The 14,650-nt window shown below is 69.1% G+C and carries 17 protein-coding genes; 4 read left to right on the top strand and 13 right to left on the bottom strand.

The genetic code is table 11. From position 1 onward, the window contains the following. Positions 1 to 64: 64 nt before the first annotated feature. The 4 genes from HDA40_RS28445 to HDA40_RS28430 form a co-directional block, all read right to left on the bottom strand. Positions 65 to 1,225, bottom strand: coding sequence for an ABC transporter substrate-binding protein (locus HDA40_RS28445; protein WP_253760871.1), 1,161 nt, complete (start codon positions 1,223 to 1,225; stop codon positions 65 to 67). Positions 1,226 to 1,306: 81 nt separating this feature from the next. Next, on the bottom strand, positions 1,307 to 2,779 hold the full coding sequence (locus tag HDA40_RS28440) for an AAA family ATPase (protein WP_253760870.1): 1,473 nt from the start codon (positions 2,777 to 2,779) through the stop codon (positions 1,307 to 1,309). Positions 2,780 to 2,834: 55 nt separating this feature from the next. Further along, positions 2,835 to 3,560: a class F sortase gene (locus HDA40_RS28435; protein ID WP_253760869.1), complete on the bottom strand. Its 726-nt coding sequence runs from the start codon at positions 3,558 to 3,560 to the stop codon at positions 2,835 to 2,837. Further along, positions 3,547 to 4,320, bottom strand: coding sequence for a hypothetical protein (locus tag HDA40_RS28430; protein ID WP_253760868.1), 774 nt, complete (start codon positions 4,318 to 4,320; stop codon positions 3,547 to 3,549). Before HDA40_RS28430 ends, HDA40_RS28435 begins: the two co-directional genes overlap by 14 nt. 128 nt (positions 4,321 to 4,448) lie before the next feature. Here HDA40_RS28430 and HDA40_RS28425 point away from each other — a divergent pair, with 128 nt between their 5' ends. The 3 genes from HDA40_RS28425 to HDA40_RS28415 are packed head-to-tail and all read left to right on the top strand — an operon-like array spanning position 4,449 to position 6,350. Continuing rightward, positions 4,449 to 4,961: a 2'-5' RNA ligase family protein gene (locus HDA40_RS28425; RefSeq protein ID WP_253760867.1), complete on the top strand. Its 513-nt coding sequence runs from the start codon at positions 4,449 to 4,451 to the stop codon at positions 4,959 to 4,961. A gap of 14 nt (positions 4,962 to 4,975) precedes the next feature. Further along, positions 4,976 to 5,326 (top strand): DUF2203 domain-containing protein, encoded by a 351-nt coding sequence (locus HDA40_RS28420; protein ID WP_253760866.1) that lies wholly within the window; start codon positions 4,976 to 4,978, stop codon positions 5,324 to 5,326. A 16-nt stretch (positions 5,327 to 5,342) separates the two neighbouring features. Further along, on the top strand, positions 5,343 to 6,350 hold the full coding sequence (locus tag HDA40_RS28415) for a zinc-binding alcohol dehydrogenase family protein (RefSeq protein WP_253760865.1): 1,008 nt from the start codon (positions 5,343 to 5,345) through the stop codon (positions 6,348 to 6,350). Between the two features lie 63 nt (positions 6,351 to 6,413). Here HDA40_RS28415 and HDA40_RS28410 read toward each other — a convergent pair whose 3' ends face one another. The 4 genes from HDA40_RS28410 to HDA40_RS28395 form a co-directional block, all read right to left on the bottom strand. Beyond that, positions 6,414 to 6,716 carry a DUF4193 domain-containing protein gene (locus tag HDA40_RS28410; protein ID WP_253760864.1) on the bottom strand — a complete coding sequence of 101 codons (303 nt, stop codon included), beginning with the start codon at positions 6,714 to 6,716 and terminating at the stop codon, positions 6,414 to 6,416. Between the two features lie 127 nt (positions 6,717 to 6,843). Further along, a complete protein-coding gene (locus HDA40_RS28405) occupies positions 6,844 to 7,083 on the bottom strand; it encodes a DUF6343 family protein (protein WP_253760863.1) in 240 nt (79 codons plus the stop codon). Between the two features lie 40 nt (positions 7,084 to 7,123). Continuing rightward, a complete protein-coding gene (locus tag HDA40_RS28400; RefSeq protein WP_253760862.1) occupies positions 7,124 to 7,672 on the bottom strand; it encodes an EF-hand domain-containing protein in 549 nt (182 codons plus the stop codon). A 52-nt stretch (positions 7,673 to 7,724) separates the two neighbouring features. After that, on the bottom strand, positions 7,725 to 8,459 hold the full coding sequence (locus tag HDA40_RS28395) for a DivIVA domain-containing protein (protein WP_253760861.1): 735 nt from the start codon (positions 8,457 to 8,459) through the stop codon (positions 7,725 to 7,727). A 273-nt stretch (positions 8,460 to 8,732) separates the two neighbouring features. Between HDA40_RS28395 and HDA40_RS28390 the strand changes: the two genes are divergently transcribed. Then, positions 8,733 to 9,011, top strand: coding sequence for an Rv0909 family putative TA system antitoxin (locus HDA40_RS28390; RefSeq protein ID WP_253760860.1), 279 nt, complete (start codon positions 8,733 to 8,735; stop codon positions 9,009 to 9,011). An 83-nt stretch (positions 9,012 to 9,094) separates the two neighbouring features. Here the strand turns inward: HDA40_RS28390 and HDA40_RS28385 are convergent, their stop codons facing one another. The 5 genes from HDA40_RS28385 to HDA40_RS28365 all read right to left on the bottom strand — a co-directional run bounded on the left by HDA40_RS28385 (position 9,095) and on the right by HDA40_RS28365 (position 14,628). Then, positions 9,095 to 9,475 carry a hypothetical protein gene (locus tag HDA40_RS28385; protein WP_253760859.1) on the bottom strand — a complete coding sequence of 127 codons (381 nt, stop codon included), beginning with the start codon at positions 9,473 to 9,475 and terminating at the stop codon, positions 9,095 to 9,097. Positions 9,476 to 9,575: 100 nt separating this feature from the next. After that, positions 9,576 to 10,643 carry an ABC transporter ATP-binding protein gene (locus tag HDA40_RS28380; RefSeq protein WP_275978322.1) on the bottom strand — a complete coding sequence of 356 codons (1,068 nt, stop codon included), beginning with the start codon at positions 10,641 to 10,643 and terminating at the stop codon, positions 9,576 to 9,578. Positions 10,644 to 10,653: 10 nt separating this feature from the next. Then, on the bottom strand, positions 10,654 to 11,820 hold the full coding sequence (locus tag HDA40_RS28375; RefSeq protein WP_253760858.1) for an ABC transporter ATP-binding protein: 1,167 nt from the start codon (positions 11,818 to 11,820) through the stop codon (positions 10,654 to 10,656). Continuing rightward, positions 11,817 to 12,806 carry an ABC transporter permease gene (locus HDA40_RS28370; protein ID WP_253760857.1) on the bottom strand — a complete coding sequence of 330 codons (990 nt, stop codon included), beginning with the start codon at positions 12,804 to 12,806 and terminating at the stop codon, positions 11,817 to 11,819. Before HDA40_RS28370 ends, HDA40_RS28375 begins: the two co-directional genes overlap by 4 nt. 91 nt (positions 12,807 to 12,897) lie before the next feature. Further along, on the bottom strand, positions 12,898 to 14,628 hold the full coding sequence (locus tag HDA40_RS28365; protein ID WP_253760856.1) for an ABC transporter substrate-binding protein: 1,731 nt from the start codon (positions 14,626 to 14,628) through the stop codon (positions 12,898 to 12,900). Positions 14,629 to 14,650 lie beyond the last annotated feature (22 nt).

The raw sequence follows: 14,650 nt of genomic DNA, 5'->3' as shown, positions 1-14,650 counted from the left end.
ACCGTCCGGACGAGCGTTGTCGGAGACTTTAACGCGTTTGTTGCAGCGGCGCCAGACCCTGATGTCAGATGGTCCACTTCCCCGCTTTCGAAGTGAGAACCGTCAGGGCGTCATCGGCCAGCCCGCTGTGATCGGCGGCGGTCAGGTTGTAGACCCCGCAAACCCCCACGCAGCAGGCGTTCTCCAACTGTTCGCGGGCCATCTTCCGGTCGCGATGCCCAAGAAACACCTGATGCGTCAGCGCCACGGCGTCCGCGCCGAATCCGGCCGCCGGGTTCGCGGGCCCGTTCGGCGCGAACGCCTCCGCGAACCGCCGGACCGTGGCGAGATTCGACACGCTGTCCGGCGCCGAATCCGCGGCGGGCAGCCATGGACTCACAGCTTGTACGCCGTCGGCAGCGTCCCCCGCGGTCGAGTGGAACGTGGGGTGCACGCCTTCCGGCGTGAGCAGGATCGGGCCGGTCCAACCCGCCGCGCGCGCGTCCCGGACAGCCGCCCCGCTCTGCGGTGGGAGTGCGCTGATCACCAACGCGTCCGGCTTGGCGGCGACGAGCTTGCCCACGGCATCCTTCAGATCGGTCGCCTCGACGGGCACGGGCTCGAACCCGGCGATGCTCAGTCCCTGGTTGGCCGCCTCGGTCTGGACGAGGTCGACGACGGGCGGCGCGGCCAGCTTGTCCGTCGCGAGGTGGGCGAGCTTGGCCAGCCCGGCCTTCTTGGCCGCGCCCATCAGCGTACGCAGAACCTGTGCCGCCGAAGGCGCGGACTGGAAGGCGTACGGGCTGGTCGGGACGATCCCCGTCGCGGGAGTCAGCACCGGTACGCAGCCGAGCGTGCACTGACCGCCGACCGCGTCGGCCAACCAGGGCGCGGTCGCGACGATGACGGCGTGCACGCCTTCGTCCAGCACCGCCGAAGCCGCCGCGGCGGCCGCCTTCTCGTCCGCGCCCGCTTCGCGTACGAGCAGCTCGATCTCGGGGGCCGACCCGTGTCCCCCGGCGGCGTTGACCTGATCCGCCCGCGTACGCACACCGAGCAGCTGCCGTTGGGCGTACGCGGCCAGCGGCCCGGCCGAATGCGTGAGGACGCCGAGGCGTACCGGTCCCTGCATGCCCGACTCCGTACGCGGTCGCGCAGCCGCCGCCGGGAACCCGGCCGACAGGAACGGCGCGGCCACGAGCGCGAGCCCACCGCCGAGGGCGGCTCGCCGGGACACCTTCGTCATGCCCGATCACCTCGAATGAATTGTCCGGATTGATCCGTTGTGCCGATAGTTGGTGATCGGCCCCGCCGGGTCAAGCCCGAATCACCCTCCGGTGTAGAGCCTCTCCGCGTCGACCAGCTCGACGTCCCGCCGCGACGCTGCGGATTGCCGCAGTTCACGGGTGAATCCATGCCGAGCGAATAGGAGCAGTCGGGGCGGCTCCTCGTACCGGTCGGCTGGGATCAGCTCGCGCAAGTGGTCAAGCCGTTCGAGGTCACCGTCGCCGACCGGTTTCGCCGTGCTCTTGACCTCCCCGATCGCCAGCACGGCGTCCCGGTCATAAGGCTGGCGGCGGATCGCGACGACGTCGAGTTCGTGGCCCTGCTGATGGAGCCGGCAGGCGAGGGTGGCGGAGAGGACGGCGCTGGCGCGGGCCCCGAGCGTCTCCGGCGAGGCATGCCACAGCGCCCATTGCCGCGCGATCTCCTCGAAGTGAGGCCCATAGATCTTCGACGTGACCGTGTCGGCGTTCTCCTCCCAGACCTGTTGCGCCGCCCCACCCACCAGCTCGGGCTCGTGCGGCGCGATCAGGAGTTGATGCAGCCTGATGACCGGTTCGGTGATCCGATAGACCGGACGGCGCTGCCGGAACGCGTCGTCCACCCGCTCGATGAGCTGAGTGTGTTCGAGCACAGTGAGCGGATGCGCGAGGGACTGGTCACTACGCCCCAAGGCGGCGGCAATCTCGCCGCGACGGCACGAGCCACGCGCGATGGCGCCTAGCACGGCGTAGTAGAGACCGACGTCCGACAGTTCCGGGTCTTCATGGAGGATGACTGCGCCCTCGCGGAACAAGGCCGACGTGTCTGCCAGCGGAGCCTCAGCGACCCACCGCCCGAAGTCCTGGACGGAAGACGGGGCCGCTCCCGCCATTCCCCGGTACGCCGGCGTACCACCGAGCAGGGCGTGCGTCTGAAAGGCCAGCTGCGGATCAGCACTCAGATCCCAGAAGTCCGCCGAGTCGCGGAATCCGAACGGCCGGATCATGACCTCCCGGCTGGCCCTGCCGCGTAGGGGCGCCGAGCCGCCGAGAAGGCCCCGCATGACGTGCAGCGCGCTGCCACAGAGGACTAACCGTGTCCGGCTGCGGGTCTGCGCCCGGCCCAACGGCTCCAGGGCGAGCTGGATGAAGCCCGGCAACGCGGGTTCGCCATCCATGAGGTACTGGAACTCATCAAGGACGACCAGGCAGGGCTGGTCGGAGCGTTCGCCAAGTCGCATGAGCGCGTCCACTGCCTGTTCCCAATCGGCGAATGCGGTGGCCACCTCGCCGGTGAACGCTGCGTACGCCCGGCTGAGGCGCACGAGGTTCTGCCGGGCGGTCAGCGGCAATCCGGTGAAGACGAAGCCTCCACCGGCGCGGGCCAACGCTTCGAGCAGCATCGTCTTCCCCTGCCGGCGACGGCCGTAGACGAGGGCCAACCGAGCGCCCATCGCCGGGTCGGTCGCGAACGCACTCAACGTCGCCCACTCCCGATCCCGGCCGTGCAGATAGTCCGGCTTCTCCAGAGTCACGGAGGAAATGATAACTCAACCTTTTAAAAGCCGAGTTATCATTCACGAGCACGAATCAGACTTGGGGTGGCGGGGGTGGGCGTACGCCGGTCAGCCGGGCGAAGACCACGATGTTGTCGGAGTATGAGTGGGACGTGGCGTCGTAGCGCCCGCCGCAGGTGATGAGCCGCAGCTCGGGCACCGGGCCACCGGCGTACACGCGGTCGGTCGGGAAGTCCGCCTTGGGGAAGGACTGCATGACCTCGATCGTGAAGATCGCCGTCGTACGGTCCGCTCGCTCGATCTCGATCTCCTCCCCCGGGCGCAGCCGCGTCAGGTAGTAGAAGACCGCGACGCTCTTGCGGGAGTCGACGTGGCCGATCACGACCGCCGCGCCTGCCTCACCCGGACTGGGCCCGAGCTTGTACCAGGAGGCGTGGTTGGCCCGCTCGAACGAGGGTGTCTCGATCGCTCCGTCCGGGCGCAGCCCGATCTCCTCGATCCAGGCGCGCAGCCCGATCCTGGGGATGACGATCTTTCGTGGGGTCGACCGGGTCAGCGGGCCCGGCCCGCGGTCGGGCGGCTCGAGGCCGCCTGACGGCAGCGCGAGCACCTGGGCCGGGAGCGGGGGCGGCGTACCTGGCTTGTCGGCCGCGCCGATCAGCAGGCCGGTGCCCCAGCCGCCGAGTCCGACGAGCGCGACGCAGGCCAGCCACCAGCCGATCCGGAAGGCGGTGCCGGATCGGGGACCGGGTCGCTGCCGCCCGGTCCCCGGTCCGCCGGGTCGGCTAGGCCAGGTCACGGCGCTGGCGGGCCAGCACGAGGAACCCGATGCCGGCAACCGCGCCCAGCAGCGCCCCGCCACCGAGGAAGACGCTGCTCATGCTCATCGCGCTGCCACCGCCGCCGGTGTTGACCGAGCCGCTCGGCACCGGTGTTCCGCTGGTGGAGGCGGACGTCGATTCGCCGGGCGTCGGCGATTCGCTCTCCGCCGGGGTGGTCGACGCCGAGGCGGCGGTCGATGCGGACGGCGATTCGCCTCCGCCGAACGGCGACGGGCTGGCCGTCGGCGGCGTACTGGGACTGGTGCTCGCGCTCGGGCCGGCACTGGGCGAGCCGGTCGCCGGGCAGGCGTGGGTCAGGTTGAACTTGGCGTTCTGCGGGTCGGTGCCGGTGATGTCGGCGCTGCCGTTGACCAGGGTCCAGCCGGCCGGGGTCGCGAGGTACGCCTTGCTCGTGCCGTTGTCGTCGACGATCGCGCCGCCGTCGGCCGGGATGCTCAGCACGTGCTGGACGTTGCCGGCGTCGGTGAAGGTCACCGTCAGCGAGGTGAAATCGCCCTGCAGGTTGGGTTCGGGCAGGACGAAGATCCACACGTCCTGGTTCGCGAACGGCCCGCCACCGAAGTCACAGCCATGGGTGGCGGCCTGCGCCGTGGTCGGGACGTTGCCCGCGTTGATCTCGATCGTCGCGGCGGCGAAGGCTGCCTGGCTACTGCCGAAGATGAAGATGAGGCCTGCTGCAACGGTCGCCGCACCGCGACCGATCCATGTTGTACGCACTACTACCGTCCTGATTATTCGGCTTCTCCGGATGGAGGGTAAGTCCCAACAATTGCCGGATTTGCCAGGTACGCACCGCCACGCCGAGGTCACCCGAAAGAAGGGCGCCCGGAGTACGCTCCCGGATCATGGTCGCCGCGCTCGAGCTGTATCTGGACCCGGTCGCGACCCAACGCGTACGAAATGTGTGGGATGCCCTGGAAGCCGCCGGCGTGCCGACGCTGCGGGACCTGACCCACCGCAAGCATCGCCCGCACCTCTCCCTGACCGGCGCCGACCGGCTGGACCCGGACGCGGTCGTGGCCGCACTGGGCGGGCTGACCGCGGCGCCGCCGCTGCGCGTGAGCCTGGACTACATCGGACAGTTTCTGGGCCGGGTGCTGTGGCTCGGCCCGGTGCCCACGCCGGAACTGCTGGCGCACCACGCCGCGGTCCACGAGCGGCTGGCCGCGGCCGGGATCGAAACCTCCGAGCTGTACCGACCGGGCCGCTGGGTTCCACACTGCACACTGTCCATGCGGGTACCGCTGGCGAAGCTGACCGAGGCGCTGCGGCTGTGCCTCGACGTGCTGCCGATCGAGGCGACGATCACCGGCGCGGCGGTAGCCGACCACGCACGCGGCCTCTACACGCCGCTGTGACCCATAATGAGAGCGTGTTCACGCTGGAGGAGGCCCGTCGCCGGTACGCCGAGGTCCGTCCGCGCATCGACGAGCTGATCGACGCCCGAGCCGACCTGGCCGAGCTGACCGCCGACCTCGCCGCCGACGGGGCGAGTCCGCTGGGCGGACGCGCCGAGGCGAAGGCGCTGGAGGCGCGGCTGCACGCCCTGCTGGAGGAGATCGCCGAGCAGGACATCCAGGTCAAGGGCTACGCCCCGGTGCTGCTCGACTTCCCGGGCGTACGCGACGGCCGGGCGGTCCTGTGGTGCTGGCTCGAAGGCGACGACGACATCGAGTGGTACCACCGGGTCGACTGCGGATTCCCGGGCCGGCGTCCCGTCTGAGGGCCAGGATGGGGTCATGGAGTCGATGACCGCCTGGGAGGTCGCACGGCCGGGGCCGATGCGTACCGGGCCGCTGCGGCTGACCGAGCACCCGATTCCCGAGCCCGGCCCGGGTGAGCTGCTCATCCGGGTCAGCGTCTGCGCGGTGTGCCGGACCGATCTGCACGTCACCGAGGGCGACCTGCCGCCGCACCGGACCCCGGTGGTGCCGGGGCACGAGATCGTCGGCGAAGTCGTCGGACTGGGATCGGAAGCTCGCGGGTTCGCGGTCGGCGATCGAGCCGGGGTCGCCTGGCTGCGCCACACCTGTGGCGAGTGCGCGTACTGCCGGCGGGGTGCGGAGAATCTGTGCCCCAACTCCCGCTACACCGGCTGGGACGCCGACGGCGGATACGCGCAGTACGCCGTCGCTCCGGCCGACTATGCGTACCACCTGCCGCAGAACTATCCGGACGACGAAGTCGCGCCGCTGCTGTGCGCCGGGATCATCGGCTACCGGGCGCTGCGGTTGAGCGATCTGCCGCCGGGCGGCGTACTGGGGGTCTATGGGTTCGGCGGGTCAGCGCATCTCACGGCGCAACTCGCCATCGCGCTCGGCGCGCGCGTACACGTCATGACGCGGTCCAAGGCCGCTCAGGAACTCGCGCTCTCGCTCGGTGCCACGTCCGCGACCGGCGCCGGCGAACGACCGCCGGAACGGCTGGACTCCGCGATCCTCTTCGCCCCGGTCGGGGATCTGGTCCCCGTCGCGCTGGCGGCGCTCGATCGCGGTGGCACCCTTGCCGTCGCAGGCATCCATCTCAGCGACATTCCGCCGTTGGGCTACGAGCAGCACCTCTTCTACGAGCGCACGCTGCGCAGCGTCACGGCGAACACCCGGGACGACGGCCGCGAGTTCCTCTCCCTCGCGGCGCGGCACCGGCTCCGCGTCCACACCATCGGGTACGCGTTGAGCCACGCGGATCGGGCGTTGACCGATCTGGCGGAGGACCGCGTCGACGGTGTCGCGGTCCTGCACGCCTGATCGTCATCGCCCTGATCGCCGCCGCGCGGTCGTCGTCGGCCGGGGGCCGTCACTCCGCCGTGATCAGGCGCACTCGGAGCAGATCAGCTCGTCGCCCTTCTGCTTGGCGAGCTGGCTGCGGTGGTGCACCAAGAAGCACCGCGAGCAGCGGAACTCATCCGTCCGCATCGGGACGACCGTCACGGTCAGCTCCTCGTCCGAGAGGTCTGCCCCCGGAAGCTCGAAGCCCTCCGCTGCCTCGGTCTCGTCGACATCCACCGACGGCGACTGGGCCGACGTGCGACGCGACTTGAGTTCCTCCAGGCTGTCCTCCTCGACCTCACCGAGGGAACGCCGAGGGGCGTCGTAATCAGTCACTGTGGCCATTTGCTTGTCCTCCTCCCCACATGGTCTGGGTGGCTTAACGAACAAAGTCGCCGACGGGTATGTTCCCCGATCTTGGCGTACTGGTGCTCGGATTTCTGTGATCCCCGTCGCGCCACGCCGGACCCCGCTATTCGAACAGCGAGTGATGCGTGCCGGGCGGTTCCTCGCGGTGCCGTCGACGGCGGCGCGCCTGAATCACGATCAGGTCGACGAAGGCGATCACCGCCAGCGCGCCTAGCAGAATAGCCGGAACTGGGTAGCCCGCCAACGCCGTCCAGACAGCCAGCGGCAACGTGAAGATGAGCCCGAAACTGGCCAGCACCAGCCGCAGGTTCAGCGCGCTCCTCGCGTTGCGCGGCTCGGACATGCGCGGCTCCGTACCCCCGGCGTCGTTGCCGGAAACGGGATCAGCCGATCTTTCCGAACAGCCAGTCCCCGGCCGCCCCGCCCTGACCCGTGTAGTAACGACGGGCGGCCGTTATCAATTCCTCGACCGTCAGCGCGCCGTCACCGTCGGCGTCGAGATGGTCGAAAGCCTCCTGAGCATCCGCCGGCCGGGTGCCGAACGCCTTCTGCATTGTCTGAAATTCGTCAATGCCGAGTTTCTCGTCGTCGTCGGCGTCGGCGAGGCGCAGGACCGCTTCGACGGCGGGCCGGAAATGGCGGTCGAATCCGCTGTCGGCGTCGACGAAGGCCCGGACCATCCCGGTGTTCCACTCCTCGGGCGTCAGCCGCCGATCTCCGTCGGCATCCACCGCGACCAGCAGCGACTGCCAGAACTCCTCGAAGCCGTCGGCCACCGCCTTCGACTTCGGGCTCGCCGGCGTCTCCCGGAAGCCGGCGACCAGCCGGGCGACCAGGGCCACGACGTCGTCGTGTTCGATGTGGCCGTTGGCGTTGACGTCCAGGTGCCCGAACGCCCGGTCCAGCTTGAGATCCAGCAGCGTGGTGCTCATGCAGCGAATGTACGTGTTCGCCTGACCACCGGGGCCGGAATGCCGAAGCGCGCTACGGCGACTCCGTACGCCTCTTCGCCGCGTTCTTCTTCGCCGGCATCTTGGCGACGCCGTGCACCGGCCCGTTCGCGGAACCGTCCGCGGGCACGGCGCTTACCGGCCCCGCACTCATCGGCCCGGCGTTGGGCGAGCCGGCCCTCGACGGGCTCTTGGGCGGGCAGCCGCCGACCGAGCCGTTCACTGAACCGTTGACGGAGCCGTTGTGCCCGTTGGTGGCGATGATCGCGCTGACGGCGAGATTCCCGCCGCGCACGTTCGCGTCGGACAGTATTCGGGCCGCCTCGGCGCGCGCTCCGGCGATGATGTCCTCCCGAGCACGCTGATTCTCCCGGCGGCGCGCCGCCGCGACATGCTCGGTGTCCAGCTCCGCGTCCCGGCGGATCACGTCGGCGTCCTGGCGGGCCTTGGTCAGCGCCTCGTCGGCCTCGCCCCGCAGCGCGGCCGCCTCTTCCTCGGCGATCCGCAGCATGTGCGTGATCCGGGCACTGGCCGTCGCGCTGGGCGTGGTCGCCGAGACCTGGCCCTGTAGCCGCCGCAGCTCGACGTGCGCCGCCGCCAGCTCCTCCTCGACCGGAGCGAGCCGCTTCACGGCGACCGAGAGCACCTGCAGCTCGTCGCAGATCGCGTTCACGTAATCGTCCACCTGGGCGCGGTCGTAGCCGAACATCACCGTCCGGAACAGTCCGTCGTCCTCGTACCCGTCGCCGGGTTCGGTCTGCCGCGTCATGTTTGGAGCGTAGCCAGCGGAACCGCCGATGAGCTGCGGTTTTGACGGATGCCGATATGAACGCCCCGCCTCCGGAGGTCCGATGATCACCGCGCCCCGTCGAGCCGCCGTTGGCAACGGCGTACGCGATCATCTGCGAGGTTCATACCGGATTGTGAGCCATCGTCCCGCCGGTTTTTCCCGAGACGCGGCATGAGAGCGATTCGCACGACGTACTGTCACCCTTAGCAAGCGCCGAGTGAGCGGCGACGCCACTGGAGGGGGCAGGCAACGATGGGCATTCTCGACAAGGCCAAGGAAATGCTCGGCATGGACGGCGACGACACGCAGAACGCGGCCGACGACGCCAAGGACAAGGCGAGCGACGCCGGCGGCGGCCTGACCGACAAGGCGAAGGACGCTGCGGGCGGAATGACCGACAAGGCCAAGGCCGGTGTCGACAAGGCAGCGGACGCGGCCGACAGCGCCACCGGCGGCAAGTTCTCCGACAAGATCGACGGCGGCGCGGACGCCGCCAAGTCCGGCATCGACAAGATGGGCGGCGACTCGTAGCCCGCCGGAACCGAGCACAGCGAACTGCGCCGGATCTCGACTCTGAGATCCGGCGCAGTCGGCTTGTTCCGCCCCTGACCGTGTCAGGCTGCGACGATCGCGGTTTTCGCCCGGCGACCGCGAACCGGCGGCGCGGCCGGCTCAGCCTCCGGCGTATTGGGCTCGGCCTCGGCGGTCGGGTCTACGCCCTCCGGCTCGACGGCCACACCGGCCGACTCCGCGTACTCGGCGGCCACGACCGACGGGCCACGCAGCCGGAGAACCTCGGACTCCAGCCGCTGCCGCTCCTCGTCCGCGACCGCCAGCGCCGTCTCGTACGCGGAGATCGCCTGGGCCACGTCGGCATGGATCTCGCGGATGAACCGGTCGACCTGGGCGGGATTCAGTCCGCGCCAGACCGTGTCGAAATCGGGTACGTTCCAGTGGCTGGCCCGCAGGTCGCCGATCGTGACTTCGTGGGACATCCCCCGCTCCCTTCCCTCTGCCCCATTGAACCAATCTGGCGGGCGTTTATCCCGCAAAATGGCAGATCAGCGGCAAAAGGGACGGGCGCGTCGGGGTGTTTCAGTCCTGCGGAATCTCGGCGACGATCGACCGCTCCGGCGCAGCCGCGAAATGGCACGCGGCGGCCAGCCCTGGCGCCTTCTCCACCAGCGGCGGTTCCTCGGTCGCGCAGATGTCCTCGGCCTTCCAGCACCGGGTCCGGAACCGGCAGCCCGACGGCGGATTGATCGGGCTCGGCACGTCGCCGGTGAGCCGGATCCGCGCCTTCGGCGGCGTTCCGCGTACGACACCGAGGTCCGGCACAGCCGACAACAGCGCCTGGGTGTACGGGTGATGCGGCGCGCCGTACACCTCGTCGCGCCGCCCCTCTTCGGCGATGCGGCCCAGGTACATGACCGCCACCCGGTCACAGAAGTGGCGTACCACGCCGAGGTCGTGCGCGATGAAGACGAACGCGATGCCGAACTCCTTGCGCAGATCCTCCAGCAGGTTCATGACCTGCGCCTGGATCGACACGTCGAGCGCCGACACCGGCTCGTCGGCCACGATCACCTTGGGCTGCATGGCCAGCGCGCGGGCGATGCCGATACGCTGCCGCTGACCGCCGGAGAACTCGTGCGGGTACCGGTTGTAATGCTCCGGGTTGAGACCGACGACCTCCAGCAGTTCCTGAACCCGGTTCAGCTCCCTGCCCTTGGGCACGATGTCGTGGACGCGCAACGGCGCGCCGACGATCGCGCCGACCGTGTGCCGCGGGTTCAGCGAAGAATACGGGTCCTGGAAGATGAGCTGCAGCTCCCGGCGGTACGGGCGTAGCTCCTTCTCCTTCAGGCGGGCGATGTCGTGTCCCTTGTAGAGGATCTGGCCCGACGTCGGGGTCAGCAGCCGCGTGATCAGCCGGCCGGTCGTGGACTTGCCACAGCCCGACTCACCGACCAGGCCCAGCGTCTCGCCCTCGTGCAGGGTCAGCGACACGCCGTCGACGGCGCGCACCTTCTCCTTCGCCCCGAGTACGCCGTCGCCGCGCACGTTGAAGTGCATGACGACGTCGCGCAGCTCCAGCAGCGGCGCGCCCTTGACCGGGGCGACCGCGGCCGGTCCTGTCTGGGGTTCGACAGTCGTGGTCATCGGGTTCCCTTCACGGCAGCCGGGGCAGGATCTCGTCGGCGAAGATCAGATCCGGGTGGGCCAGGTGGCAGCGCGACGCCCGGCCCGCCTGATCCGTCCGGGCCACCAGGTCAGGCAGCTCCTTCGCGCACAGGTCATCGGTCACCTGCGAACGGAACTCGCACCGGGGATGGAACGAGCAGCCGGTCGGCAGGTTCAGCAGGCTTGGCGGCGTACCGGGGATGGGGTGCAGCCGGGACGACTCGCCGGACACCGCCGGGATGCTCTCCAGCAGGCCCCAGGTGTAGGGGTGCAGCGGCGCACCCAGGATGTCCTTGACCGTGCCGTGTTCGACCGCACGGCCGCCGTACATGACGAGCACGTCGTCGGCGATCTCGGCGACCACGCCTAGGTCGTGCGTGATGAACAGGACGGCCGATCCGAAGTCCTGCTGCAGGTCGGCGATCAGGTCCAGGATCTGCGCCTGCACCGTCACGTCCAGGGCCGTCGTGGGCTCGTCCGCGATCAGCAGCTTCGGGTCGTTGACCAGCGCCATCGCGATCATCACGCGCTGGCGCATGCCGCCGGAGAACTGGTGCGGGTAGTCGTCCAGCCGGCGGGCCGGGTTGGGGATGCCCACCCGGCCCAGCATGTCGGCGGCCCGCTTGCGCGCCGCGCGCTTGGACACGTTGTTGTGCGCCTGGTACGCCTCGACGATCTGATCGCCGATCTTGAAGAACGGGTGCAGCGACGACTGCGGATCCTGGAAGATCATCGCGGACGCCTTGCCCCGGACGTGCTTGAGTTCGTCCGCCGGCATACCGACGATCTCCCGGCCGCCGAGCCGGATCGAGCCCGTCATCCGGGTGCTCTTCGAGTCGTGCAGGCCCATGATCGCCATGCTGGACACCGACTTGCCCGAGCCCGACTCGCCGACGACGGCCAGCGTCTTGCCGAGCTCCAGCGAGTAGGTCAGCCCTTGGACCGCCCGGACGACGCCGTCGGCGGTGGGGAACGCGACGGTGAGGTCGCGGATCTCCAGATAGGGCTCGTTCTCACCGGGGCCGGCCGTCCGCTGTGCCCGCGGGCCGCGGACGACCGTCTGCGGGCCGCGCGGCTGCGGCGGGGTGGCGGGACCGGTGCCGGAGCCGGCCGAGATTGCGGACGCGTCGACCGCGTCGCCCCACATTTCGCTCATGCGAGCCTCACCCGGGGATCGAGGACCGTGTAAAGAAGGTCGACCAGCAAGTTCATCAGGACCAGCACCACCACGCCGACGAGTACGCCGCCCATGAGCACGGGCAGGTCGTACTTCTGGAACGCGCGCAGCGTCACCAGGCCGAGGCCCGGCAGGCCGAAGATGCTCTCGGTGAACAGCGCTCCGGTCAGCGCGAACGCGACGTCGAGGCCGAAGATCGTGGCGATCGGCGTCATCGCCGCTCGCAGACCGTGCCGGTAGATCACCCGTCGTTCGCTGATGCCCTTGGACCGCGCCGTACGCACGTAGTCCTCACTGAGCGACTCAATCATCGAAGCGCGCGAATATCGAGTGTACGAGGCGGAGTTCACGATGCCGAGGATGATCCAGGGCAGCAGCAGTCCGCTGAACCACTTCAACGGGTTGTCGGTCAGCGGCGTCCAGCCGGCGTCCGGGATGAAGCCCAGGTACAGCGGGATGTAGAGGGACGCGACGAGCGCCACGACGAAGTAGGGGATGGAGCCGATCGTCAGCGTGCCGCCGACCATGACGCGGTCGAGGGCGGTACCGCGACGGCGGGCCGCGAACGTGCCCGCGGCCACCCCGATCAGCAGGTACGCGATGGCGGAGCCGAAGACGATCGAGATGGTGACCGGCAGGGCGTTGGCGAGCAGCGTCGTCACCGGCTGGCCTTGCCCGTACGAGTACCCCAGGCAGGGCGCCGAGCAATTGATGGTGATCCCGCCCGACGTGTAGGTCCGGCCGACCACGAGTCCTTGGAGGTAGTCCAGCATCTGCTGCCAGACCGGCTGGTCCAGGTGGAGGCTCTTGTAGATCTCCTCGTAGCGGGCGGGTGTGCAGCGGGTGCCGCAGATGACGCCGGCGGGATCGGTGGGCGCCAGATAGAACAGCCCGAAGCTCGCCACCAGGGTCACGATGATGACCGAGATCGCGCTGGCGAGCCGCCGCAGGATGTAGAGGAGCACCGGAGCCTCCATGTGCCGTTGAGTTGGCGATTGAGCAGAGTTTCGGGGCACCCGGCCGGCGCCTCGCGACGCCGGCCGGGTGGAGGAACGCTTACTTGACGTACATGTTCAGGAAGAACGGCATGCCCATGGTGCCGTCGCCCTCGGCGCCGCCGATGCCGGTGCCCATGACGAAAGCGAGCTTGTCGTAGTAACGCGGGATCGCGATGTACTGGCCCATGATCTTCTGGTCCAGCTCGGCCCACTTGACGGTCGCCTCGGCGGCCGGCAGCTTCGCGACGGCGTCGATCTCCGCGTCCAGCGCCGAGTCCTGCAGCATGCCCCAGCTCGAGCCGTCGGCGATGCTGTGCGTCTGGAACAGCACCGGGAACCAGCTGGAACCGGTCGGCCAGTCCGAGCACCAGCCGGCGGGCGACTGGCCCATGTTGACCGGAGCGTCGTAGTCCGACGTCTTGCTGCGCAGCTCGGCGGTGGTGACACCGATCGGCTTGACGGTGAAGCCGGCCTTCTCCAGGGCCTCCTTGCGGATGGCGGTGGTCTGCTGCGAGATCGGCTTGGTGTTGTCGTAGTACCAGCTCAGCTCGAAGCCGACCTTGCCGGCGGCCTCCAGCAGCTTCTTGGCCTCGGCCGGGTCGCCCTTGCCCTCACCGGTGAGGTCGGCGACCGGCGGGTACTTCTTGTACCCGGCCACCGACGGCGGCATGATCGTCGTCGCCGGCTCGGCCACGTAGTCGTTGAGACCGGCGGCCTGCCAGATCTGGTCCGACGGGTACGCCTTGGCGATCGCCTTGCGGACCTCGAGCGGGATCTTCCGGGTGTCGAGCTGCAGCACGATGGTGCAGGGGCTGTCGCCCTGGACGAGCTGGCTCTTCTTGCCGGCCTCGATGTCGGGGATCAGCGAGGCGTCGATGTTGGAGTAGTTCAGCGCGGTCGCGTCGCCGCCGGCGCTCGCCAGAATCTGCTTCTGGTTCGCGACGTCCTCAGCGCCCCACTTGAAGTCCCAGTTGTCGACGTACTGGTGACGCACTGCGTCGCTGTTGGCGTCCCAGTTGGGGTTCTTCTTCAGCTTCAGCTGCGTCCCCGGCGTGTACGCGTCGAGCATGTACGGGCCGGTCGAGATCCACTTGTTCTTGTAGTTGTCCTTGGTGTCCTTGGCCTTCGGGATGGGGGTGAACATCGGGAAGGTCATGTACCAGGCGAGGTCCGCGAACGGCTTGGCCAGGTGGACGATGAGGGTGTCGGTGCCCTGGGTCTCCACACCGGCGTAGGTGTCGCCGCTGGCCCACGGGCCCTTGTACTTGTCGCCGTCCTTGAAGTAGGTCAGCTGGTACGTCGGGCCGTTGGCGAACAGGTCGTGCGCGAAGGACCGCTTGATCGAGTACGCCAGATCCTCGACCTTGACCTCGCTGCCGTCCTCGTACTTGAACGAGCCCTTCATCTTGAAGGTCCAGGTCAGGCCGTCAGCCGACGGCGTGCCCAGGTCGGTCAGGTCCGGAACGAGGACCGCCTTGCCGTTGCGCAGCGCGATCTGGGTCGGCGTACGCCACATGAGCTTGCCGATCTCGTTCGCGTCGACGTAGTAGACGTCGGTCGGGTCGAACGTGTTCGGCGTCGACTGGGAGTAGACCGTGATGGTCCCGCCCTTCTTCGCGCCGGAGACCTCGGGCGCGGGGCCCTTGGCGTCCGGGTCGACCGCGGTCTGCGCCTGGCCGATACCGCTCGTCGGGTTGGTGCCGCCCGGCCCGCTCTTCGACGGGCTACAGCCCACCGCGGCGAGCGCGATGACCGCGCCGACGACGACGGTTGTCCTGAGTCGCCTCACGAGTTGTCACCTCTTATCTTCT

Origin of the sequence: Hamadaea flava (assembly GCF_024172085.1) — a bacterium.
Lineage (GTDB): Bacteria > Actinomycetota > Actinomycetes > Mycobacteriales > Micromonosporaceae > Hamadaea > Hamadaea flava.
This window is presented reverse-complemented; position numbering and strand designations above follow the sequence as displayed.